This is a genomic window from Oceanobacillus sp. M65, from assembly GCF_052246275.1.
Classification (GTDB): domain Bacteria; phylum Bacillota; class Bacilli; order Bacillales; family Amphibacillaceae; genus Oceanobacillus_B; species Oceanobacillus_B jordanicus.
The window spans coordinates 852,461-871,570 of sequence record NZ_JBQQCJ010000001.1 but is presented as its reverse complement, the minus strand read 5'-3'; the positions used below and the strand labels follow the sequence as shown (position 1 = coordinate 871,570).

18 protein-coding genes are annotated in these 19,110 nt (G+C 34.5%); 1 reads left to right on the top strand and 17 read right to left on the bottom strand.

Annotated features, from left to right (window positions below; genetic code table 11):
- Positions 1–43 precede the first annotated feature (43 nt).
- The 17 genes from ACTWPF_RS04095 to ACTWPF_RS04015 form a co-directional block, all read right to left on the bottom strand.
- Complete coding sequence (locus tag ACTWPF_RS04095) at positions 44–583, bottom strand: restriction endonuclease (protein WP_443148851.1); 540 nt, start codon at positions 581–583, stop codon at positions 44–46.
- A 123-nt stretch (positions 584–706) separates the two neighbouring features.
- Complete coding sequence (locus tag ACTWPF_RS04090) at positions 707–1,873, bottom strand: nucleotide sugar dehydrogenase (RefSeq protein ID WP_443148383.1); 1,167 nt, start codon at positions 1,871–1,873, stop codon at positions 707–709.
- Between the two features lie 184 nt (positions 1,874–2,057).
- Positions 2,058–3,470 carry a lipopolysaccharide biosynthesis protein gene (locus ACTWPF_RS04085; RefSeq protein ID WP_443148382.1) on the bottom strand — a complete coding sequence of 471 codons (1,413 nt, stop codon included), beginning with the start codon at positions 3,468–3,470 and terminating at the stop codon, positions 2,058–2,060.
- A complete protein-coding gene (locus ACTWPF_RS04080; protein WP_443148381.1) occupies positions 3,460–4,695 on the bottom strand; it encodes a polysaccharide pyruvyl transferase family protein in 1,236 nt (411 codons plus the stop codon). Before ACTWPF_RS04080 ends, ACTWPF_RS04085 begins: the two co-directional genes overlap by 11 nt.
- Positions 4,696–4,876: 181 nt before the next feature.
- Entirely contained in the window at positions 4,877–6,052 is a 1,176-nt protein-coding gene (locus tag ACTWPF_RS04075) for an O-antigen polymerase (protein ID WP_443148380.1), read from the bottom strand.
- A gap of 123 nt (positions 6,053–6,175) precedes the next feature.
- Positions 6,176–6,970 carry a glycosyltransferase gene (locus ACTWPF_RS04070; RefSeq protein ID WP_443148379.1) on the bottom strand — a complete coding sequence of 265 codons (795 nt, stop codon included), beginning with the start codon at positions 6,968–6,970 and terminating at the stop codon, positions 6,176–6,178.
- A gap of 68 nt (positions 6,971–7,038) precedes the next feature.
- Positions 7,039–8,205 carry a glycosyltransferase family 2 protein gene (locus ACTWPF_RS04065; protein ID WP_443148378.1) on the bottom strand — a complete coding sequence of 389 codons (1,167 nt, stop codon included), beginning with the start codon at positions 8,203–8,205 and terminating at the stop codon, positions 7,039–7,041.
- A 23-nt stretch (positions 8,206–8,228) separates the two neighbouring features.
- Positions 8,229–8,861 carry an acetyltransferase gene (locus ACTWPF_RS04060; RefSeq protein WP_443148850.1) on the bottom strand — a complete coding sequence of 211 codons (633 nt, stop codon included), beginning with the start codon at positions 8,859–8,861 and terminating at the stop codon, positions 8,229–8,231.
- On the bottom strand, positions 8,854–9,501 hold the full coding sequence (locus tag ACTWPF_RS04055) for a sugar transferase (protein ID WP_443148377.1): 648 nt from the start codon (positions 9,499–9,501) through the stop codon (positions 8,854–8,856). The genes ACTWPF_RS04060 and ACTWPF_RS04055 overlap by 8 nt, the downstream gene beginning before the upstream one ends.
- On the bottom strand, positions 9,488–10,615 hold the full coding sequence (locus ACTWPF_RS04050) for a DegT/DnrJ/EryC1/StrS family aminotransferase (RefSeq protein WP_443148376.1): 1,128 nt from the start codon (positions 10,613–10,615) through the stop codon (positions 9,488–9,490). Before ACTWPF_RS04050 ends, ACTWPF_RS04055 begins: the two co-directional genes overlap by 14 nt.
- A 165-nt stretch (positions 10,616–10,780) precedes the next feature.
- Positions 10,781–11,662 carry a UTP--glucose-1-phosphate uridylyltransferase GalU gene (gene galU, locus ACTWPF_RS04045; RefSeq protein WP_443148375.1) on the bottom strand — a complete coding sequence of 294 codons (882 nt, stop codon included), beginning with the start codon at positions 11,660–11,662 and terminating at the stop codon, positions 10,781–10,783.
- Between the two features lie 68 nt (positions 11,663–11,730).
- The gene (locus ACTWPF_RS04040; protein WP_443148374.1) at positions 11,731–13,560 is read right to left on the bottom strand and encodes a polysaccharide biosynthesis protein; all 1,830 of its coding nucleotides are present in this window, start codon (positions 13,558–13,560) and stop codon (positions 11,731–11,733) included.
- A complete protein-coding gene (locus tag ACTWPF_RS04035; protein ID WP_443148373.1) occupies positions 13,557–14,207 on the bottom strand; it encodes a response regulator transcription factor in 651 nt (216 codons plus the stop codon). The genes ACTWPF_RS04040 and ACTWPF_RS04035 overlap by 4 nt, the downstream gene beginning before the upstream one ends.
- A gap of 157 nt (positions 14,208–14,364) precedes the next feature.
- A complete protein-coding gene (locus ACTWPF_RS04030) occupies positions 14,365–15,030 on the bottom strand; it encodes a response regulator (RefSeq protein ID WP_443148372.1) in 666 nt (221 codons plus the stop codon).
- Between the two features lie 177 nt (positions 15,031–15,207).
- The gene (locus ACTWPF_RS04025; protein ID WP_443148371.1) at positions 15,208–15,972 is read right to left on the bottom strand and encodes a tyrosine-protein phosphatase; all 765 of its coding nucleotides are present in this window, start codon (positions 15,970–15,972) and stop codon (positions 15,208–15,210) included.
- Positions 15,973–16,217: 245 nt separating this feature from the next.
- A complete protein-coding gene (locus tag ACTWPF_RS04020; RefSeq protein WP_443148370.1) occupies positions 16,218–16,919 on the bottom strand; it encodes a CpsD/CapB family tyrosine-protein kinase in 702 nt (233 codons plus the stop codon).
- Entirely contained in the window at positions 16,894–17,658 is a 765-nt protein-coding gene (locus ACTWPF_RS04015) for a YveK family protein (RefSeq protein WP_443148369.1), read from the bottom strand. Before ACTWPF_RS04015 ends, ACTWPF_RS04020 begins: the two co-directional genes overlap by 26 nt.
- Positions 17,659–18,008: 350 nt before the next feature.
- On the opposite strand from ACTWPF_RS04015, the gene ACTWPF_RS04010 reads away from it, so the two are divergent.
- Positions 18,009–19,097: a LysM peptidoglycan-binding domain-containing protein gene (locus ACTWPF_RS04010; protein WP_443148368.1), complete on the top strand. Its 1,089-nt coding sequence runs from the start codon at positions 18,009–18,011 to the stop codon at positions 19,095–19,097.
- Positions 19,098–19,110: the final 13 nt, after the last annotated feature.

The window sequence follows — 19,110 nt, the reverse complement described above, 5'->3', positions numbered from 1 at the left end:
ATTTGAGGCTTGCATTTAATAAGACTATGTTAATAGCTTATTATTAGCTAGCCCCTTTAACCTCCGCCAACATCCAGCCCATCAATTCCTTCCGATCAACCAACCGAACTTGATTGGAACTCGCTAACTTTTTAGCCTGCTCGGTAAAAAAGCTGTTGGTCACTACCCAGCATTCATCTACGCTATAATAACTTCTAGCAGACACGACTTCTTGTACGGCTCTCACGCCCACCTTCTCCTTATACCGTTTTGCCTGTACCGCAACTTTCTTCCCTTTCCCTGTTAAAAGAAGATCTGCCCCATAGTCCCCACTTGCAGGTGTTATTTTCACTGTATAACCTTTTCCTTTGAACAAGGCATATAAATACTCTTCAAACTTTCTACCAGACATGGTATCTACTTCTAGCATGCCAGATTTTCTTAGCTTGTTTTCTCGAATTGTGTTTACTATTATTCCAGCGATGGTAGAACCAATCACTAACAAGAAGCTACCGACTAGAATAAAAGGTACCGCAGGATGAGAATTAATGAGAAACCAAAGTAATCCCCACCCCTGTAGAAACCCATCAAAGAAACCTTCCATCACGAACTACTCCCCTATTATTATTAAAACGGCTGCCGAGTACTCTCGACAGCCAATGTTTTTCTGCTTAGCCCTACCTCACTTCAAAATAATTTAGCGTGGTCACTAGAACTACCTTAACGTCTAGTCCCTACTAAAGATATCCCTAGTATAAACTTTCTCTCTAACATCGTGTAAAGCCTCGTCTAACCGATTTGCTACTATGATATCAGCTATGTCTTTAAAAGTAGCAAAATCTTTTAAAACTTTTAAGCCTTCAAACTCTGCTTCATCTAAAGAAGGTTCAAAAATAACAACTTCAATTCCTTCATCTTTTATACGTTTGATTACCCCTTGAATAGCGGATTGGCGGAAGTTATCAGAATCCATCTTCATGGTGAGTCGGTAAATACCAACAACTCTAGGTTTTTGATTTCGAATCATTGATACCACATGATCTTTACGTGTATCATTTGCATCCACAATCGCTTTAATGATAGCATTAGGCACATTCTCAAAGTTAGCTAGTAACTGTTTTGTGTCCTTAGGTAAACAATAACCACCATATCCAAATGAAGGGTTATTATAGTGATCACCTATACGCGGATCTAATCCTATTCCTTCAATTATTTGTTTTGAATTTAAGCCATTTACTTCTGCATAGCTATCTAGTTCATTAAAGTATGAAACTCGCATTGCTAGATATGTATTAGCAAATAATTTAATTGCCTCTGCCTCTGTTGAGTCAGTGAATAGCATTGGGATATCTTCTTTGATGGCACCCTCAGCTAATAAGTCAGCAAATTTACGTGCACGTGCAGAGCGCTCTCCTACAACAATTCTTGATGGATATAAATTGTCATATAGTGCTCTACCTTCTCTTAAAAACTCTGGAGAAAAAATTATGTTCTCAGTCTTAAATTTCTCACGGACTGACTTCGTATATTTTACCGGAATTGTTGATTTGATAATTATAACGGCATTCGGGTTCACATCAATAACTGTTTCGATTACTGATTCAACTGAACTCGTATCAAAGTATTTTTTCTCTGAGTCATAGTTTGTTGGTGTTGATATGATAACATATTCAGCCTCTTTAAAGGCTGCTTTTGAATCAGTTGTAGCTGTTAAATTTAGTTCCTTTGTTTCTAAGAATGTCTGAATTTCTTCGTCAACAATCGGTGATTTTTTGTTATTAATCATGTCTACTTTTTCTTGGATAATATCTATCGCAGTTACTTCATTATTTTGTGCTAGAAGTACAGCGTTAGATAAGCCAACATATCCAGTGCCGGCTACGGTTAATTTCATTTTTATCCTCCTAAAACATATTAGTGCGGATGATAGATGTGTTTTAAGATATATATTCTTAAATTTTTAACATTACTCTCCATTAATTTATTTGCTTACTTCATTTTATTATTTCTACTGCATCTTATCATCCAAACTAATATTCTACTTTATCATGTCACCAATCTTACATTTCTCATCTTTTTTAATGCTTTTTATTAAATCTACCTCTTATAACTTTCATAATAGTGTTTAACAACATTCTATTATTAAATAGAATTAGAATAAGAACAACTAATTGAAATGTGAATTCAAAAAACCATTCTATATTTAGGTACATTATACCGATACTAATAAATATAAATGTTAAATTTATAATAATGTTCTTATAATTATATTCTATACGTATATATTTTTTTGTATCATGCCATCTCATAATACTCATTACTATAAAACTGATCATTGAGGAAATACTAGCCCCTAGGGCTCCCAATAAAGGGATTATTGTTAAATTTAGAATAACGTTTATAATTCCCCCAAAAACAGAAGATTTAAAAACTCCTATAGTCTCTTTAGAGGCAATATAATTTGTTCCTAAGAAGCTTGAAAAGCTTGAAAATAATACTGCAACCAATAAAAAAGGCACATATTGCCATGCATTATAAAATTCACTACCAATGGCAAACTCAAAAATAAACTTCAATAATAGTAAAATAACTCCAAGAGTTACAAACAAAAATTGCTGATAATAATTAAATACATTACTGAAAAAAGCTACTTTATTGCTTGATTCATACTCTTCTATTGCTGACAGCTGCCAAGCTTTAAAAAAAATAGAGTTAAATATGGACAGTACACTTGGGATCTTACTAGCTACAGCAAATAAACCATTAAAGGTTGTGCCAGCAAAAATCAAAATAAAGTATCTTGAGGACGCATTTATTATCCACCACATTATAGAATTAGGCATTAATGGTATGCTATATTTGAGTAGCATTCTACTATTCCTGATACTTACATTTGAAATCCTTACATATTTTAATGTGTTCACATTAAAATTCATGTATATAATTGAAACAATTAAACCTATAACAGTCGCTAACAAATAACCTTCAATTCCAAGCTTTAACCACGCAATAAAAATTACATTCATGAGAGCAACAGTAAATGCAATCAGTATACCGTTTATCGCAAATATTTTTACATGTCCAATCCCCCTCATAAATTGCGCAAATAAAGATTGAAACAATTGCAATATTATTATTACGCAAATATAAAATAATATATCATATTTGGTAATGTAATATAAAATAACGAAGCCTATTAGAGTTAACAATGAACTAATAAAAGTAATAAGAAAACAATTAGTAAAAACTGTAGAAGTGTCTTCTTCTTTATCCATAACATACCGTAATACAGACTCGAAAATACTTAATGATAAAATCGGAATCAATAGATTAATAGTAACCTGAATAATATCAATTGACCCATATTCACTTTGCGAAAGGTGAAAAGTATACAAAGGGACTAGTAATAATGTAACCCCTTTACTTCCTATATCACCAATACCAAATATTATTGAATTATTAAATAGTTTTTTGGAACTACTAGAAGACATTTTGATTATCCCTTTGACTTTTAGAAACACTCTCAATTAATTTATTCATTAATTTAATATTTATATCGAACTTTTCTTCATTTTCCTTCTTTAACCGCTGAAGTTGCTTTTTGGATTGGTTGTTATTTAATTTTTTATCAACTAGCTTAAGAATATGAGAAATATTAACACTAAATTCATTTATACTAAATACATCCTCAGATAGATTAATCATTTCAAACATCTCTTCAACTTTATCCTGCCACGAGAGTCCTATAACAGGTATAAATTGCGATAACCCTATTATCATTGAATGCATTCTAGTACCTATTATTAAATCTGTATGACTGTATAGTTTTATTAAACCTTCAAAATCATGAATGTTAACCAAATTTATATTATCATCATTATCACTTTTTTCTAATAAGTTATGTACATCTCGTACGGCTCGATAATCTCTTGGCTCAGTTGAAAATAAATTGATTTTATAGTTTTCATTGCTCAATAAGTTTATCAATTTCGCAAAATTGTAAACATATTCTTTATACTTTTTAGAGCTGTCTTTATTTAGGAGTAAATCTAATATACAGATTGATATCTCCGCTTTATAATTATCCACTTTTAAATTCTCATCTGTTTGTTTATCTAACAGAAAAACAGGATCAATCGATAAATTTACCTTATCGGATAAAGACTTTATATAATTAAATGATTTTTTATCTCTTACCGTAATATAGTCCGCATTATTTAATGTATTAATAGTATACTCTATTTGTTTTTTATTTTTAAAAGGTCCAATACCTACTGATGTAATAAAAGTTTTTTTATTATATAACTTTGCCAACTCAAATATTTTACTAAATTTATAAGCTGATAACGAGTGTTCTGTTAAATCAAATATCGCATTACCACCACCGACGACCAATAAGTCACAACTTTTTATGTCCTTTATTAATTTATTTAAATAGGGATTATTATCAACTCTTCTTTTCATTTTAACATGATGCATTCTATCAATGATGTCAATCTTCCTAAAGTAATTACCGTAAATATTTTTTAAAACTAATTTAAAATCATTGTCTTCAACCTTCTGGTCCCTTGCTGTATTAATATCCCTCTCTGGAATAAAATTGAAACTATATTTTACTACTTCTGTACCCCTCATTAATTTTTCTTCCAAAACCTTAGCTATTAAAAGATCTCCAATATTTTGACTATCTATAAAACCAATGAACACTATCTTCATAATTATCATCCTATTCAACTAAAATTCTTGAAAAAACTTTATTATACCTTCTTATATTTTCTACTCTAATTTTAAAAAGGGTAGATAAATATCTGCAAATTAATATTAACTTTATATAATTAGCCCTAGTCTACAGAAAGAGGGAAATAATAAACTTCAACCAATTAAAAATAATTCATTGTCATCTTTTTATTAACTCACTATTTTTTATTGATAAAATAACTCCTAAACAGAATAAAAAGATTACATCTGTTACGAAATGTGTTCCTGTTAAAGATCTCATTAAAAATGAGACCATTAATACTCCTAATAAATTAAACATTATACTATTTTCTTGATTATACCTAGCCTTGAACAAAGTAATTAGTTTCTTACCAAAAACTCCTAAAATTAAAATGAATCCAAATAACCCAAATATAAGCATTAACTCCATTAAAAAGTTATGAGAATGGTAGTATGCACCATTAGTTAAGTTACGTGCAACTCCAAATCCGGAAGGGAAAACACCTTTTTCAAGTAGATATTCAATTACTACAGGATATATAGAATCCCTACCGCTTAAGAACATCTCAAAATCATCATAACTACCACTTAATTGAGCAATAAACATGGATAAATTCCTAGAACGCAGCCCATAACTTGATATAGTATCATTAATGTAAATCAATATACTTATTAAATTTTGACTAATTAACAGTCCAAGCCCAAAAAAGATAATAGTATTAATATAGAATTTAATACTCCTCTTATTTGCAAGTAGAAAATATGTACATAGAGACGTAAATACTGTAGCTACTAAGACCATTCTAGAACCTAAAATAGCTAATACAAAGACATTCGTAATCAAGTAAAGGATCATTACAATATTTCTTCTCTTCTTAATTACTAATAAGCTATACAAAATAATTAATATATTTAAATGTGATAAGAATCCGATATCGTAGTATGAGATAAGTCCGTTTTGTCGATATATATAGTAAATGGGAAGAGAATATGTGAAAAAAATCGCTAATTTCAACCAAATACCTTTGAAATAAGTAAAAGAAACTATTCTTTGACTTAATAAATAAATAGGAGTAAAACTATATAAAATAAGGTTTACCCCATCTGCGAAAACAAAATCTTTATAAGAAACTGTTAACATATTTATTGTAATAAATAATATTAAAAGAACATAAAAGATTACTATTTTCCTAGTTATTCTTAAATTGTTTACAAATATGGTAAATATAATCAAACCAATTAAAAGAATATTTTTAGCTACAAAAACATTCATAACTGGTGCTAATAACAAACTTATAGATGTTATATATAAATATATAACTAATATAAATGTATTTATTTTAATAAGACTCACTAACGTTCACTCATTTCTAACAACATAGACTATTAAAACTTGTATTATTTCTTGGAAGCCAAAGATTCATTGTACCTTATTTTAATTCAATCAATATTTGAAATAATTAAGTATAAAGTTCCTCTAGAAAGTATTCTTAAAATAATCCTTACTACCATTCATCATAATTCCCAATGCTTCTAACATCCTAAAGTCATTATTATACTTTTTTCTATGCCTGAGAACGAATTGTAAATTAAGTAACAATGCTTTGTTACCACCAATTTTTTTATATAAAGCGCCTCTATCATATAAATATTTCTTATTAAAACCGTTAAACCAGGTTGAACCATCTTCATTAATCTCAGCAATAGTCTCAGTGGAAGAATATATTTTTAATTTATTTTTTAAAGCATCAGTAATGAAAATACTATCCTCCCCAGAACTATAACGAGTGCCTCCACCAAATAATAAAGAAAATAAAATATTTTTCTTCATTATTGCTTCTCTTTTAAAAGCAATATTTACGGTTCCATATTTTAGTGCATTTATAAATCTAATTCTACCATTTTTTTTTACTTTAACCTTAATTGAACCGTTTTTTTTATGAATAGGTACATTAAACATTATCATATCTGCATTTGGTTGTTTTTGGAAAGCCTTAATAACTTTTTGTTCATATTCGTCAACATACACCATATCGTCATCTGCCATCAGACAAATATCTGCTTTTGATCTCATTAATGCATTATTTCTACTTAACCCAACCCCTCTTTCATTAAATGAATACATTTTAATATTTTTCCCACAAAAAACATCTTCACAATAATCATTTTTGTTGGTTTGATTTATTATGATTGAATCAGATTGAATATTCATTTTTTCAACTATCGATAAGTTCTCTTGATTCATAGTTGAAACTAAAACTTCTATTTTCATAACTTCATCTCCAAGTTTTTTTACAATAATTGAGGAAAACAACTACCTATAAATAGAATTTGACCTTTTTATCTTGTAGATTCAGCTTTCTCCCAAAACGGTTTTGCTTTACCAGTTAAAATTCTATAAACCCCTACCCATTGGGCAAGAATAGTTACACAATAATAGTATATTAGCGTAAGATATTTATTATTTGAATTGGTAACCTTTTTTATAAACCCGAATAAATAGAATAAAAATTGCCCTATTAAAGCTATAATATAAAACAACGAATCTGTTACTAAAAGTGCGCTTGTTACAAAGAGAAATAAATGCGATATCCATAACATGTACCTGCAAGTTCGATGTCCAAAATAAAAATAAGTAAACCATCTATACTTAAAAACATTTAATAATCGTATATCTGGTAGTATGTATTTTAGAATAATACGATTCATTCTTACCTTTCTACCAAATTCATCATCAATTACTTCACCAGCCTTTTCATATGCTATGGCATCGTGATTAGCAATAGCTCTTTTTCCTTGTATCGCATAAAGTGTTGGCATAGCACTATCATGACATTCTATTGGATCAAAGTCATAATAATCCTTAGTACGGCAAGCATAAATCGCTCCATTACCTGCAGTTATTGTTTGTATTTTACTTTCAATATTACGAGTCATTAAATCTGCATCCCAATAGCTTGACTCCGCATTACTTACGTCACTTGAATGTTGATTTATAAAACTCAGACGTCCTGTAACATATGCAATATTTTCTGAAGTGAACGAAGCCATTAATTCTTTCACTGCATTTTTATCCATTATAGAGTTAGCATCTGTCATAACTAAATATTCAGTTGTCACAGTCTTATGTGCTTCATTTTGAGCATTAGTCTTTCCTTTTCTTGCTTCAACTTCATAAAGTCTTATATTAAAATCAGCGTTTTTTTCGATAAAAGATTTAACAATTTCATTTGTCTTATCTGTACTATTATCCGAGGAAACTAAAAATTCTATTTTACCTTTCGGATAGTTTAATTGAATAATATTTTCAAGCTTTTCTTGAATTACTTTTTCCTCATTATGGGCAACTACCATTACTGTAACAGTAGGTTGATAGTTGTAATCTTTTGTTTCTTTTCGTCTATTAAATAACTTACCTAATAATTTTAGCGACAATGGATAACCAATCATTGCCCAAATAATAATAAACCCACTTACATAGAACAATATTTTATAAACTATTTCCATGTTATGTTCTAACTCCCTTAGCACTAATCTGCTTTTATTCTTTCCGCAGGTACACCTATATAAGTTCCCGATTCTTTTAAATCTTTTATCACAACCGAGCCAGCACCAACAACACAATGGCTAACTAAATTCAGATTATTACTAATGACGCTACCAATTCCAACCCATGAAGCCTTACCAACATGCACTGTACCTGCTAAATGAGCCCCTGGAGATATATGAACAAAATCACCAATTAGATTATCATGATCTACTGTTGCACCTGTATTAATAATGCAGCCTTTTCCTATTTCCGTACAACTATTTACAACAGCTCCCGCCATGATTACTGAACCCATGCCAATTGTCACCTCACTGCCAATCGTTGCATTAGGATGTATTAACCTTGCTATCGAAGCTCCAAGTTCCTCTAAATGACCAAAAATCTGTTCTCTAACTTCATTATTGCCTATCGCTACAATCATTTGATAATTATCAATATGGCTAGAGATATCAGCAAATCTACCTATAACATGTAATTCCATTATTTCTTTTTTACTCTCATTGTCATCTAGAAAAGCTATCTCATTCCACCGATTCATTCTTAAAGCAATATCTGCTATAACTTTTCCATGACCGCTCGCACCGATTATTAATAGCTTGTTTTTATTATTCATAAATTGATTTTTCCTTCGTAGTTCCTTGAAATGGCTCCATGGTAGCTGCACTGTTAGAGTTAATTCCTTCACGAATAATAACTTTTTTTATCGTTAACAAAATAATCTTCCAATCCTGTAGAAAGCTTATATTATCAACATACTGAACATCTAAATTGAATTTGTCTTCCCAGGTAATTGCATTTCTTCCATTGACTTGAGCTAATCCAGATAGTCCTGGCCTAACTTCATGCCTTCTCTTTTGACGCTTATTGTATAGGGACAGATATTGAACTAATAGTGGCCTAGGTCCAATTATAGACATATCTCCTTTCACAATATTTAAAAGTCCCGGTAACTCATCTAATGATGTTGATCGCAAAAAATTACCAAACTTAGTTAATCTGACATTATCGGGAAGTAAATCACCGTTCTCATCTTTACCATCAGTCATTGTACGAAACTTATACATCGTAAATATATTTTCATTTAATCCTGGCCTTTCTTGTTTAAATAAGACAGGAGAACCTAATTTTAACCTAACTATAATACACACAACTATCAGTATTGGACTTAAGACAATGAGTGCTAACAAAGATAAAATAAAATCAAGGGTTCTTTTTATAAACCTCTGATAAATCCCTGCATTAGCATTTTTCATTTTTATTTACAACCCCTTTAATAACCTTAACTACTCTAGATAACTCTTCATCTGTCATTTTCGTATCACTAGGCAAACACACACCATATTCAAATAACTTTTCTGATACACCCTTGCCAATGAAATCATACTTTTCAAAGTAAGGCTGCATATGCATAGGCTTCCAGACAGGTCTAGACTCAATATTTTCTTTCTCAAGAGCTTCCATAATATCATTTGGACTTACATTACCAGTCATTATCATTGAACTTAACCAATAATTTGGTTCGTCCCATTCGTTACTAGGCATGAATTCAATACCGTCAAGTTCTCCGAGCTCTCTGCTATAAAAATCAAATATATATCTTTTCTTTTCAACTCGCTGATCTAAAACTTTAAGTTGACCTCTTCCTATTCCAGCAACAATATTGCTCATTCGATAATTAAACCCTAATTCACTATGCTGGTAATGCTTAGCTTGATCTCTAGATTGTGTTGCCCAAAATCTAGCTTTGGCTATCTTTTCTACATCATCTGAAACAAGCATACCCCCGCCAGAAGTTGTGATTATCTTATTTCCGTTAAATGAAAAAACACCATAATCTCCAAAAGTTCCCGTATGTTTCCCTTTATAATACGTTCCAAGTGATTCAGCTGCATCCTCGATCAGAGTAACGTTATGTTTTTTACAGAGTTCTACGATTCTATCCATATCAGCAGATAATCCATATAAATGAACTACAATTACTGCTTTCACATTAGGGTATTTTTCAAAAGCTTCTTCCAAAGCATTTGGACACATATTCCAAGTCTGATAGTCACTATCTATAAAGACAGGAGTTGCGTTTTGATAAATAATTGGGTTGGCTGTAGCCGAAAAAGTTAAAGTTGGACAGAATACAATATCTTCTTCTCCTACACCAGCGGCCTTTAATGCTAGATGAATCGCTGCAGTACCAGATGAAAGTGCTGCTGCATCTCTTGAACCAACCTTTAATGCTAGCTCCTTTTCAAACTGATTAACATTTTCACCAAGTGGTGCAATCCAGTTGGTATCAAAGGCTTCTTTTACATATTGTTGTTCGTACCCTTCTTCACTCATATGTGGTGAGGATAATAATATACGTTCTCCCATTCTTATTCTTCCCTTCTGCACTGCTAAATAATAGGATTTGTTTCTATTGAATTCAGGTATAAAGTATTACACACCTATACCTTTAGCTTAATAAAACTATAACTTGCATAAAAGGGAATGGATATACTGCATCCACCCCTCTTATTTAAGTCTACTATAAATAAGTTATACTTTTATATTCTTAGAATTAGCAATTTGCATAATATAAGCGAGCAGCTCATCTTTAATCTCGTCAGTCTGCAAAGCAATCTCAATGTTCGTTTTCACGAAGCCAAGCTTTTCACCAACATCATAACGTATACCTTCAAAATCGTACGCATAGACATTTTGCAAATCGTTTAACATCTGAATCGCATCAGTAAGCTGTATCTCGCCACCTGCACCGATTTGTTGTTTATCTAAGAAATCAAAGATCTCTGGAGTAAACACATAACGGCCCATAATAGCTAAATTGGAAGGTGCAGTACCTTGCTTTGGCTTTTCTACAAAGTTATTAACTTGATAACGTCTACCCTCTATTGTGCTAGGATCTACTATTCCATAACGATGTGTTTCATTGTCTGGTACCTGCTGTACACCTACGATAGATTGCTGTGTTTCTTCATATTGTTGAATTAACTGTCTAAGACCAGGAGTTTCAGCACGAACAATATCATCCCCTAATAATACCGCAAATGGCTCATTACCAATAAACTTACGTGCACACCATACAGCGTGCCCTAACCCTTTTGGATCTTTTTGACGAATATAGTGAATATCAACGTTAGATGCGTGATTTACTTTTTCTAAAAGAGCAAACTTCTCTTTTTTAACTAAGTTATCTTCTAACTCAAAGTTATGATCGAAGTGATCTTCAATTGCTCGCTTTCCTTTACCCGTAACAATGATAATATCTTCAATTCCAGATTCAATAGCTTCTTCCACGATATATTGAATTGTTGGCTTGTCCACAATTGGAAGCATTTCCTTTGGCATTGCCTTTGTTGCTGGTAAAAACCGTGTCCCTAACCCAGCCGCTGGAATAATTGCCTTTTTAACTGTTTTCATTACCCTTCCCCCATCCAATTAATTAATTAATTGATTACAATTCTAGTTTTATCCATGGAACTTAATGCTTAACTCCCTTTTACACTTAAATACGTCTTCTCCATAAAAACAATAGCCATAAGCTTCTCTTTTAAATCTGTTTTATCATAGCCTTCAAATCTATCGATTAAATCCAAGAACAAATCCTTATCAACCACGGCGGTACGACCAACATATATCTTTTCATAAACTTCCCCTGGATGGACTTCATCTTCTCCAAGTAGCTCTTCATACATCTTCTCACCTGGACGAATACCTGAAAATTCAATTGGAATTTCATCTTCTGTACAGCCTGATAGTTTGATAAGATTACGCGCTAGATCTACTATTTTCACAGGCTCCCCCATATCAAGGACAAAAATTTCTCCACCTTTAGCAAGTGTTCCTGCTTGAATAACAAGTCTTGACGCTTCTGGAATCGTCATAAAATATCTTGTCATTTCCGGATCCGTCACAGTAACCGGACCACCTTTTTCAATTTGTTTCTTAAACAGAGGAATAACACTTCCACGACTACCCAGTACATTACCAAAACGTACAGCGACAAATTTCGTTTTACTTTGCTGTGCCATATGCTGGACAACCATTTCCGCTACACGCTTCGTTGCTCCCATCACATTTGTCGGGTTTACCGCTTTATCCGTTGATACCATGACAAATGTTTGGACACCAAATGTATCTGCTGCTTCGGCTACGTTTTTTGTGCCAATAATATTGTTTTTCACAGCCTCATGCGGGTTGTATTCCATAAGTGGCACATGCTTATGGGCTGCTGCATGATAGATAATTGCCGGATTGTGTGTGTTTACGACCTCAAAAATGCGCTCTTTGTCCTGGACATCGGCAATAACCGGTACGATTTCTATTTCCTTTTCTCCGTATTGTTGCTTTAATTCCATATCAATTGTATAAATGCTAAATTCCCCGTGTCCGAGAAGGACTATTTTATTCGGTGTAAACTTCATAATCTGACGACAGATCTCTGATCCAATCGAGCCACCAGCTCCAGTTACCATTACCGTACGGCCAGTTACATATTCTGAGATTGCATTAATATCAAGTTTTACTGGTTCGCGACCAAGTAAATCCTCAACCTCAACGTTTTTTAAGTTGCTAACGGACACACGGCCTGTCATCAGATCCTCGATTTTTGGGATCATCTGTACCTTGGCTGTTGTTTTGTTAGCAGAAGCAACGATTTTTTCCAATTCCCCATTTTGCAAGGAAGGAATAGCAATTACGATATGCTCGATATCAAGCTCTTCTACCACTTCTGGGATATCTTTTACTCCACCTGCAACAGGTAAGTTGAATAATTGCATTTTCTGTTTATGTATATCGTCATCAACGAAGCCGACTGGCCATAACTCTGTGTTTTGCTGCTCGTTTCTTAGTTGACGAGCAATCATGGCCCCGGCAGATCCAGCACCAACAATGAGGGTACGTTTTTTGTTCTTGTCCTGTTTTATGTATCGATCACGGAAAATGCGCCACATAAAGCGAGATCCACCGATTAAGATAATATGTAACATCCAGGTTACAACCAGCGCTCTGCGGTAAAGAGCATAATCATTAAATAAATACATTACAATTCCTGATGCTAATACCGAAAAAGTGACAGCCTGTACAATTGCGACTAGCTCCCCGACACTGGCATAGGACCATACTTTGTTATAGAGCTTGTAAATAGAAGCAAATAAATGATGAAATAATAAAAGTGCTACTGCGCTAATAATAATAGCATCCATGTTAATAACAGAAGTAAATGGATAAACAACCCAAGAAGCAATGAAAATCGCGGTGCTTACAATAATGGAATCCAGTAAAATAAGTAGACCTAAGCGCGTACGATAGCTCATGAACGTGCCCCTTTCTCTTTGTATTTAAACTTTCTGAAATATTGAACAAGACTTCGTCGGCGTTTCATGCCGGTTTTTGTGTAAATATGACTAATATGTACTTTTACTGTGGTTTCTTTTGTATTTAGTAGATATGCTATATCACGGTTCTTTAATTCTTCTCCCAGAAGGTAGGCAATTTCAATTTCTTTCGGCGTGAGGTTAATGCCCGATTTTAACAGTTTATGTGCGAAGGCCTCTTTATCCAACTGACTCATTTCGACAATTTTCTCTCTAAGAAATTGTAACAAGGTTGGCGGAAGAATACTATGGTCCTTTTGTGCCAAATAGACCCCTTTAACTAACGAGGGTAAAGAATGATTTTCTATTAAACTTATAATCCCAGTTTGGACGAGGTGTAACAAATAACGAGGCTCTTCCTCCCCTTTAATTAACCCGATTACTTGTACATTTTTTTTCGCTAATTCTCTTGTGATGGCGATGCTATTTTGCGGGGGAAGTTTTTGAAGATCTAGAAAGACCAGACTACAACATCTAACAAGTACGTTAATTGATCCAATCATGACCGGAATGTCGTGTTGCTCTTCCATTTGTGTTACTATCTCTTTCACACTATCTCTTGGTTGATAAAAACCTACATAGAACATAACTGTCCCTTCATTCTCAGCTGATATTTCGTATGTAAAAATGTCGACTTGATTTTCCTCATTTAGGAAAATCAGTTACAAGATTCATCATACTAAAGACCCGGTCATAAATAAAGTGACTTTTGGAAATAAAAGTCACAGATATCCTAATTTCACCCTATTTCTTCCTGTTTAATACTTTTTGTAAGTACTGGATGAGATTCTTGCGATTTGGTATCGCAAATTTATGATAAAGTTCGCTAATGTAATTTTTTATGGTGCCTTCACTGAGGAATAGGTTTTCGGCAATTTGCTTGTTCGTGTGGTTTTGCATAAGTAAATAGGTAATATCCAGCTCTCTTTTAGACAGGGTAATGTTTCGGTTGCGTAGTTTTCGGTCGAGAATCTGTTTTTTGCTATACGTTTGATTACGGATTTTTTCTGCTAAGATACGAGCAGCAGGACCAGATAATACAATTTCATTTTCATAAACATCTCGAATACAGCGAATTAGACTGGTGGCACGGAGACTTTTCAACAAAAACCCATCTGCACCTGCATTGATCCCTGTCACGATCAAGTCTTCATCCGCATAAGTCGTAAGCAAAATCACCTTTGTTTCAGGCTGGCTTTCTTTTATCTTAATGGTCGCTTTTATTCCATCCAGCTCAGGCATATGTATATCCATCAAGACCACATCTGGTAGGCATTTCTTAAATGTATCTATCGCTTCCTTGCCATTCGATGCAATACCGACAACTCGAATATCTGCTGTATTGGTGATGAGCGCTTCAACCCCATCACTAAATAAGCGCTGATCCTCCACTAGCATAACGTTTATCATGTTTACTGCCCCTTTTACTACGTTGATTGTCTGTTCTGAAAATGTATACTTAATTCTCCATTAACCCCTTGTCATGGAGAGTAATCACTTTCTGTTGCATGTATGTTTTATGCTACCCAACCTTGCTAAAAAAGAGAGTACGCTAGTTGTACTCCCGCTCCTTTATTAATTCCACCATTAAAACAGGCCAAGAAACTTCTTCTTTTTAACCTTGAATGGTTCCATTTTATTTACATTGCTGTTATCAACCATTAATTGGCTGTTTTCCATTAACATATAAAAATACTCGCTACCATATTCCTGCTTAATCATGTGCATGGCTTCCTGCAAACAGAAGCCACGTGTTGTCGTATTATGAGCGTCTGTAGCCACAAAATGTGTGAGGTTTGATTCAATCAATTGGTGAGAGAACTTCTGAATGTTTTTCCCGAATTTACCGATGACACTCGCTGCTGTCACTTGTGTCAAGGCACCTTTGCGCACAAATTCATAGAGCTTACTAGGGTCCTGTATTAATTCTGAATTTCGTTCTGGATGAACAATAATCGGTGTATAGCCTGCTACTTGAATGTCGAACAGCATTTGGGCTGCATAGCGTGGCACACTGCTTGAAGGAAACTCTACAAACATATACTTCGTCTCATTAAGCGGAAGTATTTTCTTGTCCTGGATTTCCTCAATTATATCGCCGTTAATGCGCACTTCCTGTCCCGGCAGCACAGTTAAAGGGATATCCCGTCTGACAAACAGCTCACTTAAAATATCTACATGGCGCATGATCGTGTCGCGGTCATTGTCGTATTTTCCATTTCGGTGATGTGGTGTTGCAATGATAGTATGGATTCCCTGCTCCACAGCAGCTTTCGCCATTTCGATGCTGTCTGTTTCTGTCTGTGCCCCGTCATCGACACCAGGTAATATATGACTATGAATATCGATCATTAGATCACTTCCTATTTTTATTCTTTAGTTGCATTAGTTATTGGAATTGTTTAAATATTACTGCACATTATAGCAGATTATGTCAGTCACTAACAATTAATCTGTCTTTTAAAAAACATTTACAATGTACGAATTATTAACTATTGGCTTTCTTGAATAGTTAAAAGAGGTAAAAAATTGCTAGAAATAAGTACTAAACAGTAAAAAACTCCCTGCCACTTTGGCTGCAGGGAGTATCCGTTTATTTAGTTGGTACCATAGTAGTAATGATAATTGGATTCTTTCTTTTCTCGGTCATTAAGTACAGCACCAAGTAATTTTGCCCTTGCCGGCTCTAGAGCTTCCTTTGCTTTCTCTACTGCTTCATTTTCTGTATGCTTACTACGTACAACTAATAAGGCGCCATCCACAATGTTTGCCAAAATTTGTGCGTCTGTTACGGCAAGCACTGGTGGTGTATCAAAGATGACCATGTCATAAGACTGCCTTGCATCAATTAAGAATTGCTCCATTTTTCTAGATGCAAGCAATTCGGATGGGTTCGGTGGGATTGGCCCACAGGAAATGACATCAAGATTGTCGACGTCTGTCCGATTAACAGCTTCTTCTAATGTATTTTCCCCAACAAGTATATTACTTAAACCACGTAGATTATCAAGACGGAATGTATAATGGACCGTTGGTTTTCTTAGGTCAGCATCTATTAACAGCACTTTCTTTCCTTGCTGTGCATACACAACTGCTAAATTGGCCGTTGTCATGGACTTTCCTTCTCCTGGACCAGAGGAGGTGACTAGCATGGATCCTAGCGCCTCATCCACTGAAGCAAATTGCAGGTTCGTACGGATAGTACGATATTGCTCGGAAATCGGCGACTTCGGATTCAGCTTAGCAATCAGATGCCGCATTTTATTTGTTTGTCTAGCTTGATTTTTTCTGCGCGCCATCAAAGCCACCCCTTTGCTTAGATTTTACCTGGAAAGAAAACTGATCCCCATGCAGGTCATCTGTATCGATATGAGCGATCACACCAAGTACGGGTAGACCGTGTTTCTTTTCAAGATCATCTTCTGTTGTTACGGTGTTATCCAAGTATTCCAGTAAGAAGGCTAACCCTACACCAACCATCCCTCCAAGTACAATCGCAATCGCAATGTTGAGCATTGGATTTGGTGCTACTGGAGAAGGGTTTTCACTTAATTCTGCTTCAGACAGAACTTTCACATTATCGACATTCATAAATTCCGCGAGATTTTCTTGAAAGGTTGAAACCGTCGTATTGGCAATATCTACAGCCATTTCTGGACTTTCATCCGTTGCAGTAACAGAAACAACCTGTGAGTTTTCTGCATTGGAGACTTGAAGCTTTTCCCCAAGTGCTGAAGAACTATAAGGAAGGTTTAATTCCTCTACGACCTTATCTAAAATGGCAGGACTTTTAATAATAACATTGTATGTATTTATAATTTCAACATTGGCTCGAATATCATTGACGTTGTATTGTACTTCCGGATCCTGCTGTCCTTGGTTAACGATGAATTGTGAACTTGATTCATATGTCGGTGTCAGGACAAAGTAACTTACTGCTGCTGCGATCAACGCTGCGCCTAAAACAAAAGCGAGTATCATGAGCAAGCGCTTTTTAATAACCCCGAATATCTCCTTCAGGGAAATAGTTTCTTCCATGCTGGTACCCCCATCTTCTTATAATCTTAGTAGTTTTCTTCCGTATTTCGACATTACAATATGAAATTATATCATAGATGGTAGGTTTTAAAATGACTTTTTTATATTTTTTAACATTTCTAGAAGGAGACAGTTAGTGGGGATGGAAGTTATCTATTGTAGGGATATTGGTACGGTCGGGTTTTTCATTAGGGGTCAATATACCTAGGACTATGGTTTCTTGAGTTTATATTACAGTTATATTACAAAGCGGTTTGTTGTCTATCAATCTATTGTCGGAAAAGATATAATAAAAGTACTTTCTAGTAGATATTGGAAAGAAAACACAAATTATGCAGGGGGAAACGACTTTGGCCAATAAGAAAATGATCATGTCGGTTACTGCCGGTGCAGCTATAGCATCAGCCATCGTCGGTGCAGAAGAAGCAGACGCAGCATCTTATAAAGTAAAGAGTGGCGACTCGCTTTGGACCATCGCACAGAAATACAACACGAGTGTTTCAGATTTGAAATCAATCAACAAACTATCAGGAGATATCATCTTCCCGAACCAAGTTCTCGAAACATCGAAAAAGCAATCATCTAACTCTAATTCTAGTAATTCAAATTCTACTAATACATCTTCTTCAACTAAATCTACATACACCGTGAAAAGCGGCGACACATTGAGTGGCATCGCCTCGAAACACAACATCTCATTGAAGAATTTAATGGATTGGAATGGGTTGAATTCTACGCTCATCTTCCCAGGTAACAAATTCGTTGTTAGCAAAAATGGAGGATCTAGCTCAAGTTCTAGTGGTTCTAGTTCAAGTGGGTCAAGTTCTTCTGGTTCTAGTTCTAGCGGGGGCAGCTCTTCATCAACAGGGTCAGCTAAAGTTTATACCGTTAAATCAGGCGATTCCCTATCACGTATCGCTTCACAAAACGGCACTACTGTAGCTAACTTGAAAAAATGGAACAACTTGAAATCTGATTTAATCTTAATCGGACAGAAGCTAAACATTGGGGCAAGCAGTTCATCTAGCTCTAGCAATAGCTCAGCTAGTGAAAAGCCAACAGCTGACGTAAGCTACAATGTAAGCAAGCTTATCTCAACAGCGAAAAGCCAATACGGCGTACCATATGTATGGGGCGGATCCACTACTAGCGGCTTCGACTGCAGTGGTTTCATCTATTATGCATACAAAAAAGCAGGCATGAGCATCAGCCGCCTCTCAACAGACGGCTACTATAACCGCTCATTCTATGTCAGCAAACCACAAGTAGGCGACCTTGTATTCTTCTCAGGTACCTACCGTGCCGGCATCTCCCACATGGGAATTTATGCCGGAAACAATGAATTCATCCATGCAGGCTCGTCCACAGGAGTTACCAAAACAAGCTTGAGCAACTCCTACTGGAAGAAGCATTTCGAAGGATTTAAACGTTTTTACTAATATAGATTTTGGT